Below are 22607 nucleotides of genomic sequence, written 5' to 3' on the forward strand. Positions count from 1 at the left end.
ACTCCAGAAACGCTCAGTTGGGCTTTTCGAAAGGCTTGTCGAAGGTGATTTTCGGATCCTTCCACGGCCCTTGCACCTTGTATTGCACACTGGCGAAGCGCGAAACGCGATCACCGATCAGCTTGTCGATCAGAAACAATGCGCCACCGATCGCCGGCGCCCCCACGATCAAGGCCGCGATCGGCAGGTTATTGGTCACCGGCAACGTCACCAGCAACTTGGCATCGACGCGGTCAGCGACCAGGTCCAGAGTACCGTTCAACTCCAGGTTACTCGAAGGCCCCGTCAGGGTAATCGGCTCACGCGTCACGAACACGCCATTGCTGGCGGCCAGCAACCCTTTGACCCGGTCATAACTCAAGCCCTTACCGAGCAAGTCCGAAAAGTCCAGGCGCAAACGACGCCCGATCGAGTTGAAGTTCAGCAGACCAAATACCCTCAACGCCTGGGCGCCGCCCTCCACCTCAACGAACTGACCGTTACGGAAGGCCGCGTCCAGGCTGCCGGAAAAGCGTTTGGGCCCGACATAGGCCGGAGAACCAGGCCAGCGGCCATCCACATCAAGGTGGAAATCCTCACTGGTAACCGTCGGCGCATAGCCCCAGCCCTTGAGTACATCACCGATGTTCTTGCCATCCAGACGGCCCTTGTACCAACTGCTACTGTCCCCCGGCGCACCTTCCCAACCACCGCTCCCCTTGAGCTGCATGCCCTTGAGTCCCAGGTCCAGGTTGTTGAGGGCCAGGCCTCTGGCCGTCGGACGGATCTTCAGCGACCAGGCGCCCACCAGATCTGGCCCCTGGAATAGCTGATCGATGGCGATATCCATGGCCGGAATGTCCTTAGGGTCGATATCGGCCAAGGGGTCCGGCGCGTTTTCGTCGGCCTGGACCGTCGGGTCCACTGCCGGCAACTTCACGTATTGCAGGTTGATTGCAATCGGCGCGCCCTTGGCGTCCGGCAGGTTCACGGTGCCCTTGGCCTGCTGGCTGTCGAGCTGCAAACCCCAGGCCCCGGGCTTGCGGTCCAGTTGCAGGTTTACCTGATCGAACTGCGTGCCCAGCCCCGTGAGCTTGTTTACCTTGAAGTCGGCACTGCTCAACAACTGTTTGGCGCTACCGCCCGGGTCATTCCCGGCATAGCGGGCCACCAGTTTTTTCCACGGGTCGATGTCCAGCTCCGACAGCACACCGCGTACGCGCAAGCCCTTGGCGCCCGGCAACAGTGCATCGCCATCACCGAGAAACAGCTCGCCCCGGCCCTCACTGAATTTGTCTGGCGGTGCCGCAAAGGTGAAATTCGCCAACTCGCCGTAATCGAACCAGTACCGTCGCTCCGCCCCCTGCAAGGTCATGCGGAACACGCTGTCACGGCCCTGGCTGGCTGGCATGCCGAATGGTGCCGGTAGATCCACCGCAACACCCTTGAGGTTGGAACTGACCATCAATTGGCTGTCGGCGCCGTCGAGGTTGAGCTGCAACTGGTACGGGATATCGCCGGACACCGGCAACGCTTGACTGATTTTCAACCAGTCCGTCAGCCGCTTGACCGTCACCTGCCCCCTGGCAGTGACACGGGTACTGATGTTTCCCGGCTTGCCGTCAGCGAAGATCTGCGCGGTGATTGGCCGATCAAACGCCTGGGCCGTAATATTCTGCCCGCTCAAGCCCTTGGCGCTGTCGAAGCGAAAGCCACCCTTGAGCTGGGTCAGGTCCAGAGTGGGTTCCGCCAATTGCAGGCGCGCCTTGTCGGTCTGGAAATCCACCACGATCTTCGGCTCGGTGCCCTTGGCCAACGGCACATCTAGATCCAGCGTGCCTTGCAGATCACCCTCGCCTTTCCAGCCGGCGAAAGTGGAGGCGGTACCGATCGGCGCCTCCTGAAGGATCTTCAAGCCATCGCCCAAACCACCGGCGAACCCGCCGGTAATCAGCAAATGGCTGTCCTTGCCGGTGGGCGCGTGGGGAATATTGACGTAGACATCCTTGACCTTGGTGTCGAGCAACTGGCCTTTGCTGGCCAGGATGCGCACGCCTGTCTCCTCGACAAACACCTCGCCATTGACCTTGCCCACGTGGGGCCAGCCCGGCTGGAACGCCAGCTCGGCATCATGCACCTTGAAGAACAGGCTGATATTGCGGGCGGCGGGCAGCGCATCATGGTTCAACGAGCCCTGATACTGGAAGAACCCCTGGTCGACCGCCCCCTTGAGGATCGCCGTGCGCAGCCATTCATCCAAAGACGGGCTCAACACCGCCGGCAGGTACTTGGGGGTAAAACGACCATCGCCGTCGACCATGCCGACCCGCAAGTCCATATAGTCTTCCTGGTGCTGATCGAAATGCAGGCGTATCAGGAAGTCCGCTGCGATCTTGCCCTCCTCCCCCAACACCTTGATGTAAGGGGCGATCAGAGTGAAGCCTTGCTTGTCCAGCGTCCATGTCAGGCGCGCATTGGCCTGGATGTACTGCCAGGGTTTGGCGAAGATCGGGTCCAGGTGCAGGGAAAAGTCCTTGCTGTCCATGCGCAACTCGCCATGACCCAAGTCACCGCTGATGCTGCCGGACACATTGCGTGCGGCCGGCGCGCCAAAGTAGGCATCAAACCCGATACGCTCGAGATTGGCGGCAAAGCTGACTTTTTGATCGGTCGTGTCTTGAGGGCGCAGCTCCACCAGCACGTTACGCAGCAGGCCGGTGGCCTTGAGATGCTGGATCGTCTTGGCAAAGCCTTCCGGCAGCGGCGCCAGGGCATTGAGCAGCGGCGTGATCGGCGTCAAATCCAGGCGGTCGGCCTGAAGCTTCCAGACCTCCAGGTCCTTGTCGGTGGCCAGGGTCTGCCGCACGTGCAGGCGCGACTCCCAGCGCGTCTCCCCCAGGTTCATCGCCAGCGAGTCGAACAGCACATCAAGCCCCGTATCGCTGCGCTGGAGATAGGCGGTGAGCGCCAGATTTTCGATATGCACAGGCTTGCGGTCGGCGTAGCTGCCCTTCATCTGGGGCGAGTTGAGGCGCACCACCGCGCTCTGTACGGCGCCCTTGGCCCAGGTCAGCCAGAATTCACCGCCGGCCTTGAGCTGGGTAAGCTTCCATTGCTGGGTCAGCTTGACGGGAATCCACTTGGCCCAGTCGCTTTGCGGCAAACTCAAGTACGCCTGAACGTCAGCGTCCTTCCATTGACTGGCACGAATGCGGCTGCGCAGGCTAACGGCCAGGGGCTGGCCGTCGGGCAGGGTCAAGCGAGCGTCCAGGCGTTGGCGGGTCATGCCGGTGTGCAGGCTCAGGCCCACATAAGTCAAGGTGACTGGCGCCTGGTCAAACGGCTGCAAGGTCACCTGGCTGTCGAGCAGCGACACGCGCTTTACCCTCTGCATGCGCTTGAGCAACTGCTCGGGATCCAGCGGCTGGTCGTCCTGCACAGGCAAGCCTTGCAGTGTCCAGCGGCCATCCTTGTCTTCCTTGACGCCCAGTTGCAGGCCACTGACCTCCAGGTGCGCAATACGCACTTCACGCGCAGTCAGGCTGGCCCACAGGTCCGGCACTACCTCGACCTGGTCCAGGCGTAACGCACTGCCACCCTCACCCAATGTCACGTCGTGAGCCAGCAACACCGGGGCAAAACCACTCCAGCGGCCTTCCAGGCTGCCGATTCGCAACGGCATGTCCACGGCGGCCTGGGCCTTGGCCTCGACTTCGGCGCGGTATTCGGCCACCAATGGGGTCAACTCGCGCCCCAGGCTCACGTACACCGCAGCGAGCACCAGCAGCAAGGCACACAGGCCCAGGCCCCAACGGGTCAAAGCGGCAAAAAAGCGCATGAGACGCTCCATGTCAGGCGACCCTCAAGGCGTTAGTCGGACGGCAGATCAAGGTCTGCCGGTCTCGTGAAAACAAGCGAATGGGGATCAGAGCAGCACCACGTCGTATTGTTCCTGGGAATACATGGTTTCGACCTGGAAGCGTATCGTGCGTCCGATAAACCCCTCCAGTTCGGCAACGTTGCCGGACTCTTCATCCAGCAGCCGGTCGACCACTTTCTGGTTGGCGAGCACTCTATAGCCTTCAGCCTGGTAAGCCCGCGCTTCGCGCAGGATTTCCCGAAAAATCTCGTAGCAAACCGTTTCCGGCGTTTTCAACTTGCCGCGCCCCTGGCAACTGCTGCACGGTTCGCACAGCACTTGTTCCAGACTCTCGCGGGTGCGCTTGCGGGTCATCTGTACCAGGCCCAGTTCGGTGATCCCGATGATATTGGTCTTGGCGTGATCACGCTCCAGTTGCTTCTCCAGGGTGCGCAACACCTGGCGCTGGTGCTCTTCGTCTTCCATGTCGATGAAGTCGATGATGATGATGCCACCCAGGTTGCGCAGGCGCAGTTGACGGGCAATCGCGGTGGCCGCCTCGAGGTTGGTCTTGAAGATGGTCTCTTCGAGGTTGCGATGCCCCACGAATGCACCGGTGTTGACGTCGATGGTGGTCATGGCTTCTGCCGGGTCCACCACCAGATAACCGCCGGACTTGAGCGGCACCTTGCGCTCCAGTGCCCTCTGGATTTCATCTTCGACGCCGTACAGGTCGAAAATCGGCCGCTCACCCGGGTAGTGCTCTAGGCGGTCGGCAATTTCCGGCATCAGTTCAGCGACAAATAGCGTGGTGCGCTGGAATGTTTCCCGCGAGTCGATGCGAATTTTCTCGATCTTCGGGCTGACCAGGTCACGCAGGGTGCGCAGCGCCAGCCCGAGATCTTCGTAGATCACGCTAGGTGCGCCAATGGTCTTGATCTGTGCGCCGATCTGGTCCCACAGGCGTCGCAGGTAACGGATATCCATCAGGATCTCATCGGCGCCCGCGCCCTCTGCGGCGGTACGCAGGATAAAACCGCCGGCTTCCTTGATACCCTCGGCGGCCACGCAGTCGCTCACCACCTTTTTCAGGCGTTCGCGCTCGGCTTCGTCTTCGATCTTCAGAGAAATACCGACATGAGCGGTACGCGGCATGTACACCAGGTAACGCGACGGAATCGACAGCTGAGTGGTCAGGCGTGCGCCTTTGGAACCGATGGGGTCCTTGGTGACTTGCACCACCAGGCTCTGCCCTTCGTGCACCAGCGCGCTGATGCTTTCCACCGCCGCCCCTTCGCGCAGGGATATTTCCGAAGCATGGATAAACGCCGCACGGTCCAGGCCGATGTCGACGAATGCGGCCTGCATGCCCGGCAATACACGCACCACCTTGCCTTTATAGATATTGCCGACGATCCCGCGCTTCTGGGTACGCTCGACATGCACTTCCTGCAGAACACCGTTCTCTACCACCGCCACGCGCGATTCCATCGGCGTGATATTGATCAGAATCTCTTCACTCATGGCTGGGTCTCGTTCAGGCGTTTTCACAAGGATGACCGGTCGCTCAAGGCTGGGCGCTGGAGCAAGGCGTTCAGCGCGCGGTAAGGTTTTGCCAACAGGGTATGCCGAAATCGCCAAGCAGTTGTGCGGTTTCGCAGACCGGCAGGCCAACCACCGCCGAATAGCTGCCATTGAGTCCGGCCACAAACACCGACCCGAGCCCCTGAATAGCATAGCCGCCCGCCTTGTCCTGCGGTTCTCCACTGTGCCAGTAGGTTGCAGCCTCCCCGAGCGAAATCTCGCGAAAACGCACATGACTGCTTACACATCGGGTTTCGCAACGCTGGCCGTCCGTGATCGCAATGGCCGTGAGCACTTCGTGCTCGCGTCCCGCCAGGGCCATCAGCATGGCCAAGGCATCGGCCTGATCCACCGGTTTGCCGAGAATCTGGCCGTCTACGATCACTGCCGTATCGGCACCCAGCACACAGGCACCGACCGTGTTTTCAAGCGCAGCAAAACCCGCTGTCGCCTTGCCGCGCGCGAGACGCTCGACGTAGGAAACAGCGGATTCATTTGTAAGAGGAGTTTCATCAATGGCGGCGCTGACCACGGTGAAAGGCACACCGATCTGGGTCAGCAGTTCACGCCGTCTCGGAGAGCCCGAGGCCAGGTAAAGCGAATTCATTGCAGACTCTCCCTGTAGAGTTCGATAACCAGGCAGAGCCTCGCAATCCATTCAATTGATTTTGTAACGACGACGCAAGCCACGCAGACCGAAACTCACCCAGGGCCACAGCAACGCACTGACCAGGGCCGGCAACACCAGCGCCAGGGTTGGCTGACGGTTGCCGGTCAAGGCACTGAGCCACAACTGCACCAACTGCGCCAAGCCGAAGATCACCAGGATCACCAGGCATTGCTGCCACATCGGGAACATGCGTAGACGCTGCTGCAACGACAACACCAGAAAGGTGATCAGGGTCAGGATCAACGCATTCTGGCCCAGCAAGGTGCCATAGAGCACGTCTTCCGCCAAGCCCAGAAACATCGCGGTAACCATACCCACTTTATGCGGCAGGTTCAGCGACCAGAAGGCCAGCAGCAGCGCGAGCCAGAGTGGACGCAGGATTTCCATGAACTGAGGCAAGGGCGAAACGCTGAGCAGCAAGCCGATGGCAAAGGTCAGCCAGACGATCCAGCCGTTGCGCGAATGAGTACTGGCCATTATTCCTCCCTCTGCCGTGGGGTAGCCGGGGCGGTCGCCGGAGGCTTGACCGCAGGTGTCGCGGCGGGGGGTTTAGTCGCGGTGGGCTTGGCAGCGCGCGCATTGTGAGCCGCAGGCTTGACCGGTGTCGCGACAGGCGCCGCTGCCGGAGCAGGCGCGGGCGGCCCGACGAATGCCGGCTTCGGCACTGTCGCCGGCACGATAGGCCCGGTACCGTTCTGTTTGTCTTCGGCTTCCTGGGCTTGGGCGGCGTCATTGGCACGCTCTTCCGGCGTGCGGTTGTCGCTGAACACCAGCAACAGATAGCGGCTGCGATTAAGGGCAGCGGTCGGCACCGCACGGACAATGGCGAAAGGCTGGCCGGAGTCATGGATCACCTCCTTGACCGTCGCCACCGGGTAACCCGCCGGGAACCGCTGCCCCAGCCCGGAGCTGACCAGCAAGTCGCCTTCCTTGATATCGGCCGTATCCGCCACGTGACGCAATTCCAGGCGCTCGGGATTGCCGGTACCGCTGGCAATCGCGCGCAAGCCGTTGCGGTTGACCTGCACCGGGATGCTGTGGGTCGTGTCCGTCAGCAGTAATACCCGTGAGGTGTAGGGCATCAGCTCGACCACTTGCCCCATCAGGCCACGGGCATCGAGCACCGGCTGGCCAAGGACCACACCGTCGCGCTCACCTTTGTTGATGATGATGCGGTGGGTGAACGGGTTGGGGTCCATGCCGATCAACTCGGCCACCTCGACCTTCTCGTTGACCAGCGCGGAAGAGTTGAGCAACTCGCGCAGCCGAACGTTCTGCTCGGTGAGGGCCGCCAGCTTTTGCAGGCGCCCTTGCAACAGCAGGTTCTCGGTCTTGAGTTTTTCGTTCTCGGCGACCAGTTCGGTACGGCTGCCGAATTGGCTGGCCACCCCCTGGAACAGACGTTGCGGCAGGTCGGTGATCCAGTAAGTCTGCATCAACACCAGCGACATCTGGCTGCGCACAGGCTTGAGCAGCGCGAAGCGGGCATCGACCACCATCAACGCGACCGAAAGCACGACCAGCACCAGCAGGCGCACGCCCAATGAGGGGCCTTTGGCGAAAAGCGGTTTAATAAGCCGCTCCTCCCAGGCAAATGTTTTCTTTATTCATACGGCATCAAACCGGCCTGGATGCAGATTGAAGAAGATAAACGCCAACAGGCAGCACTGCAAAGTGCTGCCTGTGAACGAAGCATGAGGCCAATCCGCCAGCACTTATTCGCTGGAGAGCAGGTCCATGGTGTGTTTATCCATCATTTCCAGCGCACGGCCACCACCGCGGGCGACACAGGTCAGCGGGTCTTCGGCGACGATGACCGGCAAACCGGTTTCCTGAGCCAGCAGTTTGTCGAGGTCACGCAGCAAGGCGCCACCACCGGTCAGCACCAGACCACGCTCGGCGATGTCGGAAGCCAGCTCCGGCGGCGATTGCTCCAGGGCGCTCTTGACCGCCTGAACGATAGTGGCCAGGGACTCTTGCAGAGCCTCCAGCACTTCGTTGGAGTTCAGGGTGAAAGCACGTGGAACACCTTCGGCCAGGTTGCGACCGCGCACATCGACTTCGCGCACTTCGCCGCCCGGGTAAGCGGTACCGATTTCCTGCTTGATGCGCTCAGCGGTGGACTCGCCGATCAGGCTGCCGTAGTTACGGCGCACATAGGTGATGATCGCTTCGTCGAAGCGGTCGCCGCCGACACGCACGGATTCGGCATACACCACACCGTTCAAGGAAATCAGGGCGATTTCAGTGGTACCACCACCGATATCCACCACCATCGAGCCGCGGGCTTCTTCAACCGGCAGGCCGGCACCGATCGCAGCAGCCATAGGCTCTTCGATCAGGAACACTTCACGGGCACCGGCGCCGAGGGCCGACTCACGGATGGCACGACGCTCAACCTGGGTGGACTTGCAAGGAACGCAGATCAGCACGCGAGGGCTGGGCTGCAGGAAACTGTTTTCGTGAACCTTGTTGATGAAGTACTGCAGCATCTTCTCGCAGACGCTGAAGTCGGCGATCACGCCGTCTTTCATCGGACGAATGGCAGCAATGTTGCCAGGTGTACGGCCGAGCATGCGCTTGGCCTCGGTGCCGACGGCAACGACACTTTTCTGATTACCGTGGGTCCGAATGGCCACAACCGATGGCTCATTCAGGACGATACCGCGCTCGCGCACGTAAATAAGGGTGTTGGCAGTGCCCAGGTCAATGGAAAGATCGCTGGAAAACATGCCACGCAGTTTCTTGAACATGGGAAAGGGACCCTAGGCAACGCGTGGGTAAAAAAGTGCGGCAAACTCTAACAACGACAGGGATTTTGGGCAAGGCGCCAATGTGCTAAATTGGCCGACTTTCTGTGCACCAACCCCCACAATCGCGGCCGTAAGACCGTAGAAATGCGGTAGTGTTCCGACAATCTAACACACGGACAGCCTCCGTTCCGTTTTCCACTGGAGAATCCCCATGGCGCTTGAACGCTCCGACGTGGAAAAAATCGCTCATCTGGCCTCACTCGGCCTGAATGAAGACGATCTTCCACAGACCACCGCAGCCCTGAACAGCATTCTCGGGCTGGTCGACCAAATGCAGGCCGTGAACACCGACGGCATCGAGCCCCTGGCTCACCCGCTGGAAGCCAGCCAGCGCCTGCGCGCAGACGTCGTGACCGAAAGCAATAATCGCGAGGCCTACCAGTCCATCGCGCCAGCGGTCGAAAACGGCCTGTACCTGGTTCCGAAAGTCATCGACTAAAGGGAAAGAGCCTGCAATGCACGAATTGACTCTGGCCGAGATCGCCCGCGGTCTCGCCGATAAAAAGTTTTCTTCCGAAGAGCTGACCAAGACCCTGTTGGCGCGCATCGCCACGCTCGACCCCAAGGTCAACAGCTTCATCAGCCTCACCGAAGAGCTGGCCTTGAGCCAGGCCAAGGCCGCCGACGTACGTCGCGCCAACGGTGAAAATGGCGCACTGCTGGGCGCACCGATCGCCCACAAAGACCTGTTCTGCACCCAGGGCATCCGCACCAGCTGCGGCTCGAAGATGCTCGACAACTTCAAGGCGCCCTACGATGCCACCGTGGTGTCCAGGCTGGCTGCCGCCGGCGCCGTGACCCTGGGCAAGACCAACATGGACGAGTTCGCCATGGGCTCGGCCAACGAGTCGAGCTGGTACGGCGCGGTGAAAAACCCGTGGAACCTGGAGCACGTGCCGGGTGGTTCGTCGGGGGGTTCGGCTGCCGCAGTAGCCGCGCGCTTCCTGCCGGCCGCCACGGCCACCGATACCGGCGGCTCGATCCGTCAGCCTGCCGCCTTCACCAACCTCACCGGTTTGAAGCCGACCTACGGTCGCGTATCCCGCTGGGGCATGATCGCCTATGCGTCCAGCCTGGATCAGGGCGGCCCTCTGGCCCGCACCGCAGAAGACTGCGCGATATTGTTACAAGGCATGGCCGGGTTCGATAAACAGGACTCCACCAGCATCGACGAGCCGGTGCCGGACTACAGCGCCAGCCTCAATACGTCGCTCAAGGGCCTGCGCATCGGCGTACCGAAGGAATACTTCAGCGCCGGTCTCGACCCGCGCATCGCCGAGCTGGTGCACAACAGCGTCAAGACGCTGGAAGGCCTCGGCGCCGTGATCAAGGAAATCAGCCTGCCGAACAACCAGCACGCGATTCCTGCTTACTACGTGATCGCACCGGCGGAAGCGTCCTCCAACCTGTCGCGTTTCGACGGCGTGCGCTTCGGCTATCGCTGCGAAAACCCGAAAGACCTTACCGACCTTTACAAGCGCTCCCGTGGCGAAGGCTTCGGCGCCGAAGTACAACGCCGGATCATGGTGGGTGCCTACGCGCTGTCAGCCGGCTACTACGATGCGTATTACCTCAAGGCGCAGAAAATCCGTCGCCTGGTGAAGAACGACTTCATGGCCGCGTTTGAACAGGTCGACGTAATCCTCGGCCCAACCACGCCGAACCCGGCCTGGAAACTCGGCGCCAAGAACGGCGACCCGGTGGCTGCGTACCTCGAAGACCTCTACACCATCACCGCCAACCTCGCGGGCCTGCCGGGCTTGTCCATGCCGGCCGGTTTCGTCGATGGCCTGCCGGTCGGCGTGCAGTTGCTCGCCCCGTATTTCCAGGAAGGCCGCCTGCTCAATGTGGCGCACCAGTACCAGTTGAACACTGACTGGCACACTCGCACCCCTACCGGCTTCTGAGGAGAACACTATGCAATGGGAAGTCGTGATCGGGCTGGAGATTCATACCCAGCTCGCCACCCAATCGAAGATTTTCTCCGGTAGCGCCACCACGTTCGGCTCCGAGCCCAACACCCAGGCCAGCCTGGTCGACCTGGGCATGCCCGGCGTGCTGCCGGTGCTGAACCAGGAAGCGGTGCGCATGGCCGTGATGTTCGGCCTGGCGATCGATGCCGAGATCGGCCAGCACAACGTGTTCGCGCGCAAGAACTACTTCTACCCGGACCTGCCCAAGGGCTACCAGATCAGCCAGATGGAATTGCCCATCGTCGGCAAGGGCTTCCTGGACATCCCGCTGGAAGATGGCACAGTCAAGCGCGTCGGCATCACCCGTGCACACCTGGAGGAAGATGCCGGCAAAAGCCTGCATGAGGAATTCAACGGCGTCACGGGCATCGACCTGAACCGCGCCGGCACGCCGCTGCTGGAAATCGTCTCCGAGCCGGACATGCGCAGCGCCAAGGAGGCCGTGGCCTACGTCAAGTCGATCCACGCACTCGTGCGCTACCTGGGCATCTGCGACGGCAACATGGCTGAGGGCTCCCTGCGTTGCGACTGCAACGTCTCGGTACGCCCCAAGGGCCAGGCCGAGTTCGGCACCCGCTGCGAGATCAAGAACGTCAACTCGTTCCGCTTCATCGAGAAGGCGATCAACAGCGAGATCCAGCGCCAGATCGAACTGATCGAGGACGGTGGCAAGGTCATCCAGCAAACCCGCCTGTACGACCCGAACAAGGACGAAACCCGCGCCATGCGCAGCAAGGAGGAAGCCAACGACTACCGTTACTTCCCCGATCCGGACCTGCTGCCGGTGGTCATCGAGGATTCGTTCCTGGACGACGTACGCAAAAGCCTGCCGGAACTGCCGCAGCAGAAGCGCGAGCGTTTCCAGTCGCAACTGGGCCTGTCGGTGTACGACGCCAGCGTACTGGCGTCGAGCCGCGAACAAGCGGACTACTTCGAACAGGTGCTCGGCATCGCGGGCGACGCCAAGCTCGCCGCCAACTGGGTCATGGTCGAACTGGGCAGCCTGCTGAACAAACAGGGCCTGGAAATCGACGAGTCGCCGGTCACCGCCGAGCAACTGGGCGGCATGCTGCTGCGCATCAAGGACAACACCATCTCCGGCAAGATCGCCAAGACCGTGTTCGAAGCGATGGCCAGCGGTGAAGGCAGCGCCGATGAGATCATCGAGAAGCGTGGCCTCAAGCAGGTCACCGACAGCGGCGCGATTTCGGCCGTGCTCGACGAAATGCTCGCGGCCAACGCCGAGCAGGTCGAACAGTACCGCGCGGCAGACGAAGCCAAGCGCGGCAAAATGTTCGGCTTCTTTGTCGGACAGGCGATGAAAGCCTCCAAAGGCAAGGCCAACCCGCAACAGGTGAACGAATTGCTCAAAAGCAAGCTCGAAGGCTGACTGACATAGGTAGGACCCGGCTTCTGTGGGAGCCGGGCTTGCCCGCGATGCAGGCGCCTCGGTGCATCAGTGACACCGTGGTGACGCCATCGCAGGCAAGCCAGCTCCTACATAGACCGGTTTCCACACTTGTAACGGGAGTACCTCGCATGAAGCGTCTATTAGGCCTCCTGGCCCTGTTCTCCCTGCTGACCGGCTGCGCCAGCGGCGTCATTGATCCCAACGGCTACGACGAAACCGGCACCGCCTCTTATTACGGCGCCCGGCACCATGGCAAAAAGACTGCCAGCGGTGAACCCTTCAACCAGAACGCCCTGACCGCCGCCCACCGGCAATTGCCGTTCGGCACCCAGGTCAAGGTCACGAATCTCGACAACGACAAATCCGTCGTCGTCCGCATCAACGATCGCGGCCCGCATACCCGTGGGCGCTTGATCGACCTTTCGCGCAAGGCCGCCGAACAGCTGGGCATGATCAGCAGCGGCACGGCACGCGTGCGCGTACAAGCGCTGAGCAACTGACGGAGCCCTGGCCATTTTCGGACTCACCGCCCTCTCGCCCTGGAGCCTGATCGAACTGATCGGCGGCCTGGTGCTACTGATCCTCGGCGCCGAAATACTGGTGCGTGCCGCCGTGCGCCTGGCCGCCAGCCTCAAGGTGCGACCATTGATCATCGGCCTGAGCATCGTCGCCTTCGGCAGCAGCGCGCCGCAAATGACCGTCAGCCTGCAAGCCACCCTGGCGGGCAATACCGATATTGCGGTGGGCAGCGTGATCGGCAGCAGCATCTTCAATATTCTGGTGACCCTGGGCCTGTCGGCACTGGTCATTCCGTTGCGGGTTTCACGGCAACTGGTGCGCCTGGATATCCCGGTGATGATCCTCGCCGGCCTGCTGGTGTTCACCCTCGCCGCCAATGAAGAATTGACGCCCCTCGACGGTTTGCTGTTGCTCATCGCCTTGGTGGCGTACCTGGGCCTGCTGCATTACCAAAGCCGCCACTCCCGCCGCCCTCGCACTTTCGAAACCGTGACCCAGGCTCCCTGGTTGAGCAGCGCGCTGCTGATGCTCGGCGGTTTGCTGGTGCTGGTACTGGCCGGGCATCTTTTATTGGGCGCCGCGGTGGACGTCGCCTCCGACCTTGGCCTGTCGGAGCGCATCATCGGCCTGACGCTGATCGGCGTCGGCACTTCCCTGCCCTGCCTGGCCACCTCGCTGATTGCAGCAGTGCGTGGCGAGCGTGAAATTGCCGTGGGCAACGTGATCGGCAGCAACCTCTTCAACCTGCTGGGAGTGTTGGGGTTCACCGCCCTGGTAGCCCCATCGCCCCTGTCGGTTTCGCCCAACGCCCTGGACTTCGACCTGCCGGTGATGCTCGGCGTGGTGGTGTTGTGCCTGCCGGTGTTCTATTCCGGTTACCGGGTCACCCGCGTCGAAGGCCTGGTGTTGCTGGGGCTGTACCTGGCGTATGGGCTACACGTGGTGTCGTTCACCACCGGCATGCCGCTGGCCAATAAGCTCGAACAACTGATGTTGTATTACGTCCTGCCAGCGCTGGTGGCCCTGCTGTTGTTCACTACGCTGCGAGCCTGGCGCCGCCAACACAAGAGGGAACCGCAATGACCGATCAGAAAAAAACCGGCGTGGAAATGCGTCGCCAGGTCATGGGCGACGTGTTCGTCGACCGTGCCTTGGGCAATGCCACCGAGTTCAGCCAGCCGCTGCAGGACTTCGTCAATGAACATGCCTGGGGCAGTGTGTGGAACCGTGAAGGCCTACCGCTGAAGACCCGCAGCCTGATCACCCTCGCCGCGCTCACCGCGCTCAAGTGCCCGCAGGAACTCAAGGGTCACGTACGTGGCGCGCTGAACAACGGCTGCACCGTGGAAGAAATCCGCGAAGCGCTGCTGCATTGCGCGGTGTATGCCGGGGTGCCGGCGGCGATTGATGCGTTTCGGGCGGCGCAGGAAGCGATCGAGGCGTACCAGGCAGACAAGCAGTGATTGTCAGATAGCCGTTCGCGAGCAAGCCCGCTCCCACAGTTGAATGTGTTCGCATGCCAACATGTGGGAGCTGGCTTGCCTGCGATTGGCCCTCACGGACGGCACAAAACTCAGATCCACCCACCCGCCTGCAACACGAAGATCCCGATATTGGTGGTCACCGCCGCCATCAAGGTGGTGATCACGATAATCGCCGCCGCCAGCTCATGGTTCCCCTCCGCAGCCCGAGCCATCACGAAACTTGCGGCGGCCGTCGGCGCACCGAAGTACAGGAATAGAATCCCCAGTTCCGGCCCCCGAAAGCCGAGCAGCCAGGCCCCCAACGTCGCGAAGACGGGCAACCCGACCATTTTCACCAGGCTGGCGCTCAACGCCATGCTGCCGCTTTTGCGCAACGCCGCCAGGGACAACGTGCCGCCGATGCAGATCAGCGCCAATGGCAGGGTCATGTCCGCCAGGTACTGGGCGGAAGACTCCAGCCAACCCGGCAGGCCAATCTGGAACACCGCGAACGGCGTGGCCGCGATGACGCTGATGATCAGCGGGTTAGCCAACACGCTCTTGCAGATGCTCCATGGATCGGACTTGATCACCGGGCTGTACACCGCCAGCACAATGGTCGAGAGGGTGTTGTAGAACAGGATCACCAGCGCCGCGAGGATCGCGCCGAGGGAGATGCCATAGTCACCGTACATGCTCGCGGCCAGCGCCAGGCCGATCACGCCGTTGTTGCCCCGAAAGCAGCCCTGGGTGTAGATGCCCCGGTCCTCTCGCTTGCACCGAAAGATCGCCCAGCCCCAGGCCAGGGCAAAGCTGAGCAGAGTGGCTACGGCAAAATAGATCAGCAGGCCCGGCTTGAGCGCCGAATGCAGGTCGGCATGCAGGATACCCAGGAACAGCAGCGCCGGCATGGTGACGTTGAACACTAGGGACGAGGCGGTGTGGATAAAGTTGTCGTTGATCCAGTTGACACGCTTGAGCAGCACCCCCAGGAACAGCATGGCAAACACCGGCGCGGTGATGGTGAGGGTGGTGAGAAAAATGGCCAGCATGCCGGGAGAACCTTGGTGAGCGTCGTTAGGTGGCTAATGATAAGCCAGTACGACCGGGTTCGTCTGGGCAACACCGATCAAATGTGGGAGCTGGCTTGCCTGCGATAGCGGTATTCCAGTCACATCTGCATGAGCTGACCCGCCGTCATCGCAGGCAAGCCAGCTCCTACAAGATCAGTGAGGGTCTCAGGTAATCGGCGCCGGGTTGAACAACGTGATGTCGTTGTGCAGCTTGTGCCGCTCCGCCCACGTCTGCTGCTTGCCGCTGGCGACATCCAGGTAGAAGTGGAACAGCTCCCACCCCAGTTCCTCGATGCTCGCACGCCCCGTGGCGATGCGCCCGGCGTCGATGTCGATAAGGTCCGGCCAGCGCTGCGCCAGTTCCGTGCGGGTCGACACTTTCACCACCGGCGCCATCGCCAGCCCGTAGGGCGTGCCACGCCCGGTGGTGAACACATGCAGGTTCATCCCGGCGGCCAGTTGCAGGGTGCCACACACAAAGTCGCTGGCCGGTGTCGCACAAAAGATCAGGCCCTTGCCCTTGAAACGCTCACCCGGGCCGAGCACACCGTTGATCGCGCTGCTGCCGGATTTGACGATGGAGCCCAGGGACTTCTCGACAATATTCGACAGCCCGCCCTTCTTGTTGCCCGGCGTGGTGTTGGCGCTGCGATCCGCCTCGCCCTTGGCCAGGTAACGGTCGTACCAGTCCATCTCCCGGACCAACTCCTGGGCAACGGTCTGGTTCTCGGCGCGGGACGTCAGCAAGTAGATGGCATCGCGCACTTCGGTGACCTCGGAAAACATCACCGTCGCGCCGGCCCGCAGCAGCAGATCCGAGGCATAGCCCAGCGCCGGGTTGGCGGTGATGCCGGAAAACGCATCGCTGCCGCCACACTGCATGCCCAGGATCAACTCCGACGCCGGCACGGTTTCCCGGCGACGCTGGTCGAGTTTCTTCAGGCGCGTCTCGGCCAGCTCCATGATCTGTTCGATCATTTCGGTAAAACCGTGACTGGAATCCTGCAACCGATACAGCCACGGCTCACTCAAATCGACGGAGCTGTCGTTGTCGTGCATCACCTGCCCGGCCTGCAATTTCTCGCAGCCCAGGCTGATCACCAACGCCTCACCACCCAGGTTCGGGTTGCGCGCCAGGTTGCGCACGGTGCGGATCGGAATGTAGGCATCCGTGGCAGTGATCGCCACACCGCAGCCGTAGCTGTGGGTCAACGCCACCACGTCATCGACATGGGGGTACTTGGGCAACAGTTCGTCCTTGATGCGCTTGACCGCATGATCCAGCACCCCGGTGACGCACTGCACCGTGGTGGTGATCCCCAGAATATTGCGCGTGCCCACGGTACCGTCGGCGTTGCGATAGCCTTCGAAGGTAAACCCCTCCAGCGGCGCCTGGGTTTGCGGCACGTCGGTGGACAACGGCAAGCTGTCCAGCGGCGGCGCGGTGGGCATGCGCAGTTGATCTTCCTGCACCCAACTGCCGCGCGGGATCGGCGCCAGGGCATAACCAATGGTCTGGCCGTAGCGAATGATCTGACCGCCCTCGGGGATATCTTCCAGGGTCACCTTGTGGCTCTGGGGGATGAAGTCCACGGTCACCAGGCCGTCCGGAAACTCGGTACCGGCAGGAACACCCTGGTCATTGACCACGATCACCACGTTATCGCGCTCGTGCAAGCGAATGGAGCGCGGCGAGTCGGCATGTTCAATCAACTGCATTACATCGCCCCTCAGGAATGCGCTTCGGTAAGTTGGGTCAGCTCAGGCCCTTTGGTGGGTGGCTCTTTGAGCACCACACGCTTGATCGGCCCGACGATGACCAGGTAGCTGAACACCGCCAACAAGGCGTTGGCGCCCACGAATACCAGCGCCCACTTGAACGAGCCGGTGGTGCTGATGATGTAGCCGATCACGATCGGTGTACTGATAGAGGCCAGGTTGCCGAACATGTTGAACAGACCGCCACTGAGGCCGGCGATCTGTTTCGGCGAGGTGTCCGACACCACCGCCCAGCCCAGTGCGCCAACGCCCTTGCCGAAGAAGGCCAGGGCCATGAAGCCCACCACCATCCACTCGATATCCACGTAGTTGCACGCCACGATACTGCACGACACCAGCAACCCGCCGATGATCGGCGCCTTGCGTGCAAACGTCAGCGAATGGCCCTTGCGCAGCAGGTAGTCGGAAATCAAGCCGCCCAGCACCCCGCCGATAAACCCGCAGATCGCCGGCAGCGATGCGATGAAACCGGCCTTTAGAATGGTCATGCCACGCTCTTGCACCAGGTACACCGGGAACCAGGTCAGGAAGAAATAGGTGATGCCGTTGATGCAGTATTGGCCCAGATAGACGCCTAGCATCATGCGGTTGGTCAGCAACTGGCGGATGTAATCCCACTTGGGACCGTCGGTCTTCTGGCCCTTGGCCTTGTCCTGATCCATGTCGACCATCGCCCCGTTCTCGGCAATGTGTCGGAATTCGGCGTCATTGATCATCGGATGGTTGCGCGGACTGTGGATAAGTTTCAGCCAGATCAGCGAGAACAGAATGCCGATGCCGCCCATCACGATAAACACGTGTTGCCAGCCGAAGGTGTAGACGATCCAGCCCATCAACGGGGCGAACAATACGGTGGCGAAGTACTGCGCCGAATTGAAGATCGCCGAGGCGGTGCCGCGTTCAGCCGTAGGAAACCATGCCGCGACAATACGGGCGTTTCCAGGGAACGACGGCGCTTCAGCCAGGCCCACCAGGAAGCGCAGCATGAACAGCGCAACCACCGCGGTGGAAACACCGAACTCGCCGACATAGCCTTGCAACACGGTGAACAGCGACCAGGTAAAGATGCTCAAGGCATAGATTTTTTTCGAGCCGAAGCGGTCGAGCAGCCAGCCACCGGGAATTTGCCCGGCTACGTAGGCCCAACCGAATGCAGAGAAGATATAACCGAGGGTGACCGCGTCGATGCCGAGGTCTTTTTGCAGGCTGGAGCCGGCGATCGCGATAGTGGCCCGGTCGGCGTAGTTGATCGTGGTCACCAGGAACAGCATGAGCAGGATCAAATAGCGGACGTGGGTCGGCTTGGTCGCTTGCATGAAGATGTACTCCCACTAATTATTTTTTTTGCGGGTAATGGTTTTCTGTTTTCAGCGTGGGAACCGCTTTATGTGGGAGCCGGGCTTGCCCGCGATGCAGGCACCTCGGCGTGTCTGTGACACCGCGTTGATGCTATCGCAGGCAAGCCAGCTCCCAGAGGAACCGGTTCCTATAGGTAGTGCGTGTTACGAACCGATGTAGCTGGTTTTCACCACGGTGTAGAACTCTTGCGCATAGCGACCTTGCTCACGCGAACCATAGGATGAGCCCTTACGGCCCCCGAACGGAACGTGGTAGTCCACACCGGCGGTCGGCAGGTTGACCATCACCATGCCGGCCTGGGAGTGGCGTTTGAAGTGGTTGGCGTATTTCAACGACGTAGTGGCAATGCCCGCCGACAGACCGAACTCGGTGTCGTTGGCCATCGCCAGTGCCGCCTCGTAGTCCGCGACGCGTACCACGTTGGCCACCGGGCCGAATATTTCTTCACGGCTGATGCGCATGGCCGCTTCGCTGTCGGCAAACAAGGTGGGCGCCAGGAAGTAACCCTCCGTATCGCACGTCACCAGGCCACCACCGCTCACCAACCGCGCACCTTCGCTCTGGCCGATGTCGATGTACTTGAGGTCCTGGTCCAGCTGGGCCTGGGACACCACCGGGCCAATGTCAGTGCCGCTTTTGAGCGCATGACCGACCTTGATCGACTTCATGCGCTCGGCCATCGCCGCGACGAACTGGTCGTGGATACCAGCGGTGACGATCAAACGGCTCGACGCCGTGCAACGCTGGCCGGTGGAGTAGAACGCGCTCTGCACCGCCAGCTCGACGGCCTGCTTGAGGTCGGCGTCATCGAGGATGATCTGCGGGTTCTTGCCGCCCATTTCCAACTGCACCTTGGCCTGGCGCGACACGCAGCTGACTGCGATCTGACGCCCCACGCCCACCGAACCGGTAAAGCTGATGCCGTCGACTTTCGGGCTGTTGACCAGCACATCGCCCACCACGCGACCACTGCCCATCACCAGGTTGAACACACCAGCGGGGAAGCCTGCACGGGAGATGATTTCGGCCAGGGCCCAGGCGCAGCCCGGTACCAGCTCGGCGGGCTTGATCACCACGCAGTTGCCGTAGGCCAGGGCTGGGGCGATTTTCCAGGCGGGAATGGCGATCGGGAAGTTCCACGGGGTGATCAGGCCGACCACGCCCAGAGCTTCACGGGTGACTTCAACATTGACGCCCGGACGTACGGACGGCACGTAATCACCGGACAGGCGCAAGCATTCACCGGCGAAGAACTTGAAAATATTACCGGCGCGGGTCACTTCACCGATGGCTTCGGGCAGGGTCTTGCCCTCTTCCCGGGCCAGCAGGGTGCCGAGTTCTTCGCGGCGGGCGAGGATTTCGCTGCCCACTTTATCCAGCGCATCATGACGCGCCTGGATACCCGAAGTGGACCAGGCTGGAAAGGCGGCACGGGCAGCATCGATAGCCGCGTTGACCTGAGCGACGTCAGCCTTGGCGTATTCACCGATGACATCGGACAACTCCGACGGGTTGATATTGGCGCAGTAGTCCGCGCCGGCCACCCATTGGCCGTTGATGTAGTTATCGAAACGTTTGGCTTGGGACACAACTCTTCTCCTGACGCAAAGGCCGCTGATCACTCAACGGCCTGATAGATGGTTACTGCGCGCCTTGCTTGTCGATCAGCGCGGCCAGGGCTTCGTATTCTTCCGGCAGCAGGTCGGTCAGCGGGGTGCGCACGGGGCCGGCGTCATAACCGACGATCTTGGCGCCCGCCTTGACGATGCTCACGGCGTAACCGGCCTTGCGGTTGCGAATGTCGAGGTAAGGCAGGAAGAAGTCGTCGATGATCTTGCCGACGGTGGCGTGATCTTCGCGGGCAATGGCGTGGTAGAAGTCCATCGCGGTTTTCGGGATGAAGTTGAACACCGCCGAGGAGTACACCGGCACGCCCAGGGCCTTGTAGGCAGCGGCGTAAACTTCTGCGGTCGGCAGGCCGCCCAGGTAGCTGAAACGGTCGCCCAGGCGACGGCGGATCGACACCATCAACTCGATGTCACCCAGACCATCCTTGTAGCCGATCAGGTTCGGGCAGCGCTCGGCCAGGCGTTCCAGCAGTGGCGCAGTCAGGCGGCACACGTTGCGGTTGTACACCACCACACCGATCTTCACGGACTTGCACACCGCCTCAACGTGAGCGGCCACCCCTTCCTGGCTGGCTTCGGTGAGGTAGTGCGGCAGCAGCAACAGGCCCTTGGCCCCCAGGCGCTCGGCCTCCTGGGCGTACTCGATCGCCTGACGAGTCGCACCGCCCACGCCGGCCAGGATCGGCACGCTGCTGGCGCAGGTATCAACGGCGGTCTTGACCACCTGGGAATATTCGCTCGCCGCCAGGGAGAAAAACTCACCGGTACCGCCCGCCGCGAACAAGGCAGTGGCGCCATACGGGGCCAGCCATTCCAGACGCTTGATGTAGCCCGCTTGGTGGAAATCACCCTGGGCATTGAAATCGGTGACCGGGAAAGACAGCAGACCGGAAGAGAGGATGGACTTCAGTTCTTGTGGATTCATTATTCGAACACCCTGGGTGAAGACTTTCTGTCGAAAGGTTGTTGGTTGTGTTGATGTCGTACGTCATCGTACAACTATAAAAGAATTCGTCAACTGCAATTCATCGAACTTCATCCAGCGGAGGGTTGAGGCATGGGTTCTTGACGTAGGAAGTTTTTCCTCTATGCTGCAAATGACTGTATATACATACAGTTATTACGGAAGATTCCTACGACATAGCAAGGAGCTAACATGTCAGATCTTGAACTCGCGGCACCCGCAAAAAACCCACCCACGTTGCGCTTCGAAGGCGGCGAACACACGGCCATCGGTGATGACACGCTACTGCGTTTCGCCAAGGACACCCCGGCGATTCCTGCACAACAAGTCGAATTGCACCTGCCCAACGGGCTGGCGCTGACCTACGGCCAGGTGATCGCCCTGGGCGGCGATTTCTACGGTATTCCCGGCAAGCCCATCAGCGATGGCGCCTCTGCCGCCGAACGTGTGCAACGTTTTACCGCTGCGTTCAATTCATTGGCCGTATTGCCGGCCTCACGGGAAGAAGCGCACAAGATCCTCGCGGTGATGCAGAAGGAGATCAACGCGGTGAAGCAGGCGATCAAGGACGGCAAGCAACCGCACGAAGCCTATGACGCGCTCGGTGATACGTTGTCCGAGGAATGGAACCGCATCACCGGCGGCGGCAGTGCCGTCTCGGCGCTGATTCCTCTGGGGCGCTATTTGAAACTGGCGGCGGACAACGCTGACCACTTCGGCGAATGGGCGCTGTCGGCCTACCTGGCCGGCCATACCGCCGCGCTGCAACAGGCGGTGGCCGCCCACCAGACCGGTACCGATCAGGCGCTGGAGCTGGCGTATGCCATGAATAGTTTTGCCGATCACTTTTTGACCGACCTGTTTTCCGCTGGCCATCTGCGCGTACCACGCAAACAACTGGCCGCCGTGGTGACGCCAGGCGAACTGGGTTCGCTGATCAGCCGCTTCATGCACGACGAAGACAGCAAGTTCGGGCTCAAGGTGCGCAATGCCCTGGGTGATCAATGGCATGCTTACGGGGATAAACGCTACTTCGACGACATCGACGCGGCCAACCGGACTCAGGTCAAACGCGCCGTACAGGCGTCGGCCGATGAAATTTTCGACACGTTTATCAGCGGTGTCGCGCCCTCCCCGGCCAACTTCAAGGCGCCGCTGCATGTGCCGGACCTGAACGCAGCGCAGAACCCGGCGAACAACTTCTCGCCGCTGTTCAAGGTGGACGGTGACAAGGTGCTGCGACGCAAGGACGTGAACGACCTGAACGACAAACACTGGACCAATGACTGGTGGGGATGGAGTACGTACTTGCTGCTCAAGGACTACAAGCCGAACCAGCCGGCCAACTAAGCTGGCACGCCATCCCAGGCACTGGAGATAAAAATGTGGGAGCAACTGTCTTGATGACTGATCGTTCCCACGCGGGGAACAATCAAGGGCGGTGGGTCAGGCGACATCTCTGTTGACTGTGCCGCCGCCTTCGCAGCGATGCGGCGACCCGACAAGCCAGCTCCCACAGGATTGCTCTATTGT

18 protein-coding genes are annotated in these 22607 nt (G+C 61.3%); 7 read left to right on the forward strand and 11 right to left on the reverse strand.

From position 1 onward, the window contains the following. Positions 1-13 precede the first annotated feature (13 nt). The 6 genes from ACW9IB_RS21145 to mreB all read right to left on the reverse strand — a co-directional run bounded on the left by ACW9IB_RS21145 (position 14) and on the right by mreB (position 8845). Positions 14-3829: a YhdP family protein gene (locus ACW9IB_RS21145; RefSeq protein ID WP_457415384.1), complete on the reverse strand. Its 3816-nt coding sequence runs from the start codon at positions 3827-3829 to the stop codon at positions 14-16. A 75-nt stretch (positions 3830-3904) separates the two neighbouring features. Beyond that, on the reverse strand, positions 3905-5362 hold the full coding sequence (gene rng, locus ACW9IB_RS21150) for a ribonuclease G (RefSeq protein WP_457365377.1): 1458 nt from the start codon (positions 5360-5362) through the stop codon (positions 3905-3907). Positions 5363-5432: 70 nt separating this feature from the next. Further along, positions 5433-6029 (reverse strand): Maf family protein, encoded by a 597-nt coding sequence (locus tag ACW9IB_RS21155; RefSeq protein WP_457365376.1) that lies wholly within the window; start codon positions 6027-6029, stop codon positions 5433-5435. Between the two features lie 51 nt (positions 6030-6080). Further along, the gene (mreD, locus tag ACW9IB_RS21160) at positions 6081-6569 is read right to left on the reverse strand and encodes a rod shape-determining protein MreD (protein ID WP_457365375.1); all 489 of its coding nucleotides are present in this window, start codon (positions 6567-6569) and stop codon (positions 6081-6083) included. Beyond that, positions 6569-7666, reverse strand: a complete 1098-nt coding sequence (gene mreC, locus ACW9IB_RS21165) for a rod shape-determining protein MreC (protein WP_457415401.1) — start codon at positions 7664-7666, stop codon at positions 6569-6571. The genes mreD and mreC overlap by 1 nt, the downstream gene beginning before the upstream one ends. Positions 7667-7807: 141 nt before the next feature. After that, positions 7808-8845 carry a rod shape-determining protein MreB gene (gene mreB, locus ACW9IB_RS21170; protein ID WP_002555108.1) on the reverse strand — a complete coding sequence of 346 codons (1038 nt, stop codon included), beginning with the start codon at positions 8843-8845 and terminating at the stop codon, positions 7808-7810. A gap of 211 nt (positions 8846-9056) precedes the next feature. On the opposite strand from mreB, the gene gatC reads away from it, so the two are divergent. The 6 genes from gatC (at position 9057) to ACW9IB_RS21200 (ending at position 14271) form a co-directional block, all read left to right on the forward strand. Then, positions 9057-9344 (forward strand): Asp-tRNA(Asn)/Glu-tRNA(Gln) amidotransferase subunit GatC, encoded by a 288-nt coding sequence (gene gatC, locus ACW9IB_RS21175; protein WP_457365374.1) that lies wholly within the window; start codon positions 9057-9059, stop codon positions 9342-9344. A 16-nt stretch (positions 9345-9360) separates the two neighbouring features. Continuing rightward, on the forward strand, positions 9361-10812 hold the full coding sequence (gatA, locus tag ACW9IB_RS21180) for an Asp-tRNA(Asn)/Glu-tRNA(Gln) amidotransferase subunit GatA (RefSeq protein ID WP_457415387.1): 1452 nt from the start codon (positions 9361-9363) through the stop codon (positions 10810-10812). A 10-nt stretch (positions 10813-10822) separates the two neighbouring features. Further along, positions 10823-12268: an Asp-tRNA(Asn)/Glu-tRNA(Gln) amidotransferase subunit GatB gene (gatB, locus tag ACW9IB_RS21185; protein ID WP_457365372.1), complete on the forward strand. Its 1446-nt coding sequence runs from the start codon at positions 10823-10825 to the stop codon at positions 12266-12268. A 149-nt stretch (positions 12269-12417) separates the two neighbouring features. After that, positions 12418-12789, forward strand: coding sequence for a septal ring lytic transglycosylase RlpA family protein (locus ACW9IB_RS21190; protein WP_457415389.1), 372 nt, complete (start codon positions 12418-12420; stop codon positions 12787-12789). A 55-nt stretch (positions 12790-12844) separates the two neighbouring features. Then, positions 12845-13891: a calcium/sodium antiporter gene (locus ACW9IB_RS21195; protein ID WP_457415404.1), complete on the forward strand. Its 1047-nt coding sequence runs from the start codon at positions 12845-12847 to the stop codon at positions 13889-13891. Then, positions 13888-14271, forward strand: a complete 384-nt coding sequence (locus ACW9IB_RS21200; RefSeq protein ID WP_457415392.1) for a carboxymuconolactone decarboxylase family protein — start codon at positions 13888-13890, stop codon at positions 14269-14271. Before ACW9IB_RS21195 ends, ACW9IB_RS21200 begins: the two co-directional genes overlap by 4 nt. Before the next feature lie 110 nt (positions 14272-14381). On the opposite strand, the gene ACW9IB_RS21205 is transcribed toward ACW9IB_RS21200, so the two are convergent. The 5 genes from ACW9IB_RS21205 to kdgD all read right to left on the reverse strand — a co-directional run bounded on the left by ACW9IB_RS21205 (position 14382) and on the right by kdgD (position 21035). Then, positions 14382-15323, reverse strand: a complete 942-nt coding sequence (locus ACW9IB_RS21205) for an AEC family transporter (protein WP_457365369.1) — start codon at positions 15321-15323, stop codon at positions 14382-14384. A 186-nt stretch (positions 15324-15509) separates the two neighbouring features. Continuing rightward, on the reverse strand, positions 15510-17063 hold the full coding sequence (gene garD, locus ACW9IB_RS21210; protein ID WP_457365368.1) for a galactarate dehydratase: 1554 nt from the start codon (positions 17061-17063) through the stop codon (positions 15510-15512). Positions 17064-17074: 11 nt separating this feature from the next. Continuing rightward, a complete protein-coding gene (locus ACW9IB_RS21215) occupies positions 17075-18439 on the reverse strand; it encodes an MFS transporter (protein ID WP_457365367.1) in 1365 nt (454 codons plus the stop codon). Positions 18440-18625: 186 nt separating this feature from the next. Further along, positions 18626-20071 carry an aldehyde dehydrogenase family protein gene (locus ACW9IB_RS21220; RefSeq protein ID WP_457415395.1) on the reverse strand — a complete coding sequence of 482 codons (1446 nt, stop codon included), beginning with the start codon at positions 20069-20071 and terminating at the stop codon, positions 18626-18628. 52 nt (positions 20072-20123) lie between these two features. Beyond that, entirely contained in the window at positions 20124-21035 is a 912-nt protein-coding gene (gene kdgD / locus ACW9IB_RS21225) for a 5-dehydro-4-deoxyglucarate dehydratase (protein ID WP_457365365.1), read from the reverse strand. Between the two features lie 231 nt (positions 21036-21266). Between kdgD and ACW9IB_RS21230 the strand changes: the two genes are divergently transcribed. Further along, a complete protein-coding gene (locus ACW9IB_RS21230; protein ID WP_457415398.1) occupies positions 21267-22424 on the forward strand; it encodes a phospholipase in 1158 nt (385 codons plus the stop codon). Positions 22425-22607: the final 183 nt, after the last annotated feature.

The sequence above is a fragment of the Pseudomonas sp. SDO524_S393 genome (genome assembly GCF_054071875.1).

Coding starts and splice junctions, on each gene's coding strand:
- ACW9IB_RS21230 (WP_457415398.1), top strand. CDS start 21,267: ATGTCAGATCTTGAACTCGCGGCACCCGCAAAAAACCCACCCACGTTG.
- rng (WP_457365377.1), bottom strand. CDS start 5,362: ATGAGTGAAGAGATTCTGATCAATATCACGCCGATGGAATCGCGCGTG.
- kdgD (WP_457365365.1), bottom strand. CDS start 21,035: ATGAATCCACAAGAACTGAAGTCCATCCTCTCTTCCGGTCTGCTGTCT.
- ACW9IB_RS21215 (WP_457365367.1), bottom strand. CDS start 18,439: ATGCAAGCGACCAAGCCGACCCACGTCCGCTATTTGATCCTGCTCATG.
- gatC (WP_457365374.1), top strand. CDS start 9,057: ATGGCGCTTGAACGCTCCGACGTGGAAAAAATCGCTCATCTGGCCTCA.
- gatB (WP_457365372.1), top strand. CDS start 10,823: ATGCAATGGGAAGTCGTGATCGGGCTGGAGATTCATACCCAGCTCGCC.
- ACW9IB_RS21155 (WP_457365376.1), bottom strand. CDS start 6,029: ATGAATTCGCTTTACCTGGCCTCGGGCTCTCCGAGACGGCGTGAACTG.
- mreD (WP_457365375.1), bottom strand. CDS start 6,569: ATGGCCAGTACTCATTCGCGCAACGGCTGGATCGTCTGGCTGACCTTT.
- gatA (WP_457415387.1), top strand. CDS start 9,361: ATGCACGAATTGACTCTGGCCGAGATCGCCCGCGGTCTCGCCGATAAA.
- ACW9IB_RS21145 (WP_457415384.1), bottom strand. CDS start 3,829: ATGGAGCGTCTCATGCGCTTTTTTGCCGCTTTGACCCGTTGGGGCCTG.
- garD (WP_457365368.1), bottom strand. CDS start 17,063: ATGCAGTTGATTGAACATGCCGACTCGCCGCGCTCCATTCGCTTGCAC.
- ACW9IB_RS21205 (WP_457365369.1), bottom strand. CDS start 15,323: ATGCTGGCCATTTTTCTCACCACCCTCACCATCACCGCGCCGGTGTTT.
- mreB (WP_002555108.1), bottom strand. CDS start 8,845: ATGTTCAAGAAACTGCGTGGCATGTTTTCCAGCGATCTTTCCATTGAC.
- ACW9IB_RS21200 (WP_457415392.1), top strand. CDS start 13,888: ATGACCGATCAGAAAAAAACCGGCGTGGAAATGCGTCGCCAGGTCATG.
- ACW9IB_RS21190 (WP_457415389.1), top strand. CDS start 12,418: ATGAAGCGTCTATTAGGCCTCCTGGCCCTGTTCTCCCTGCTGACCGGC.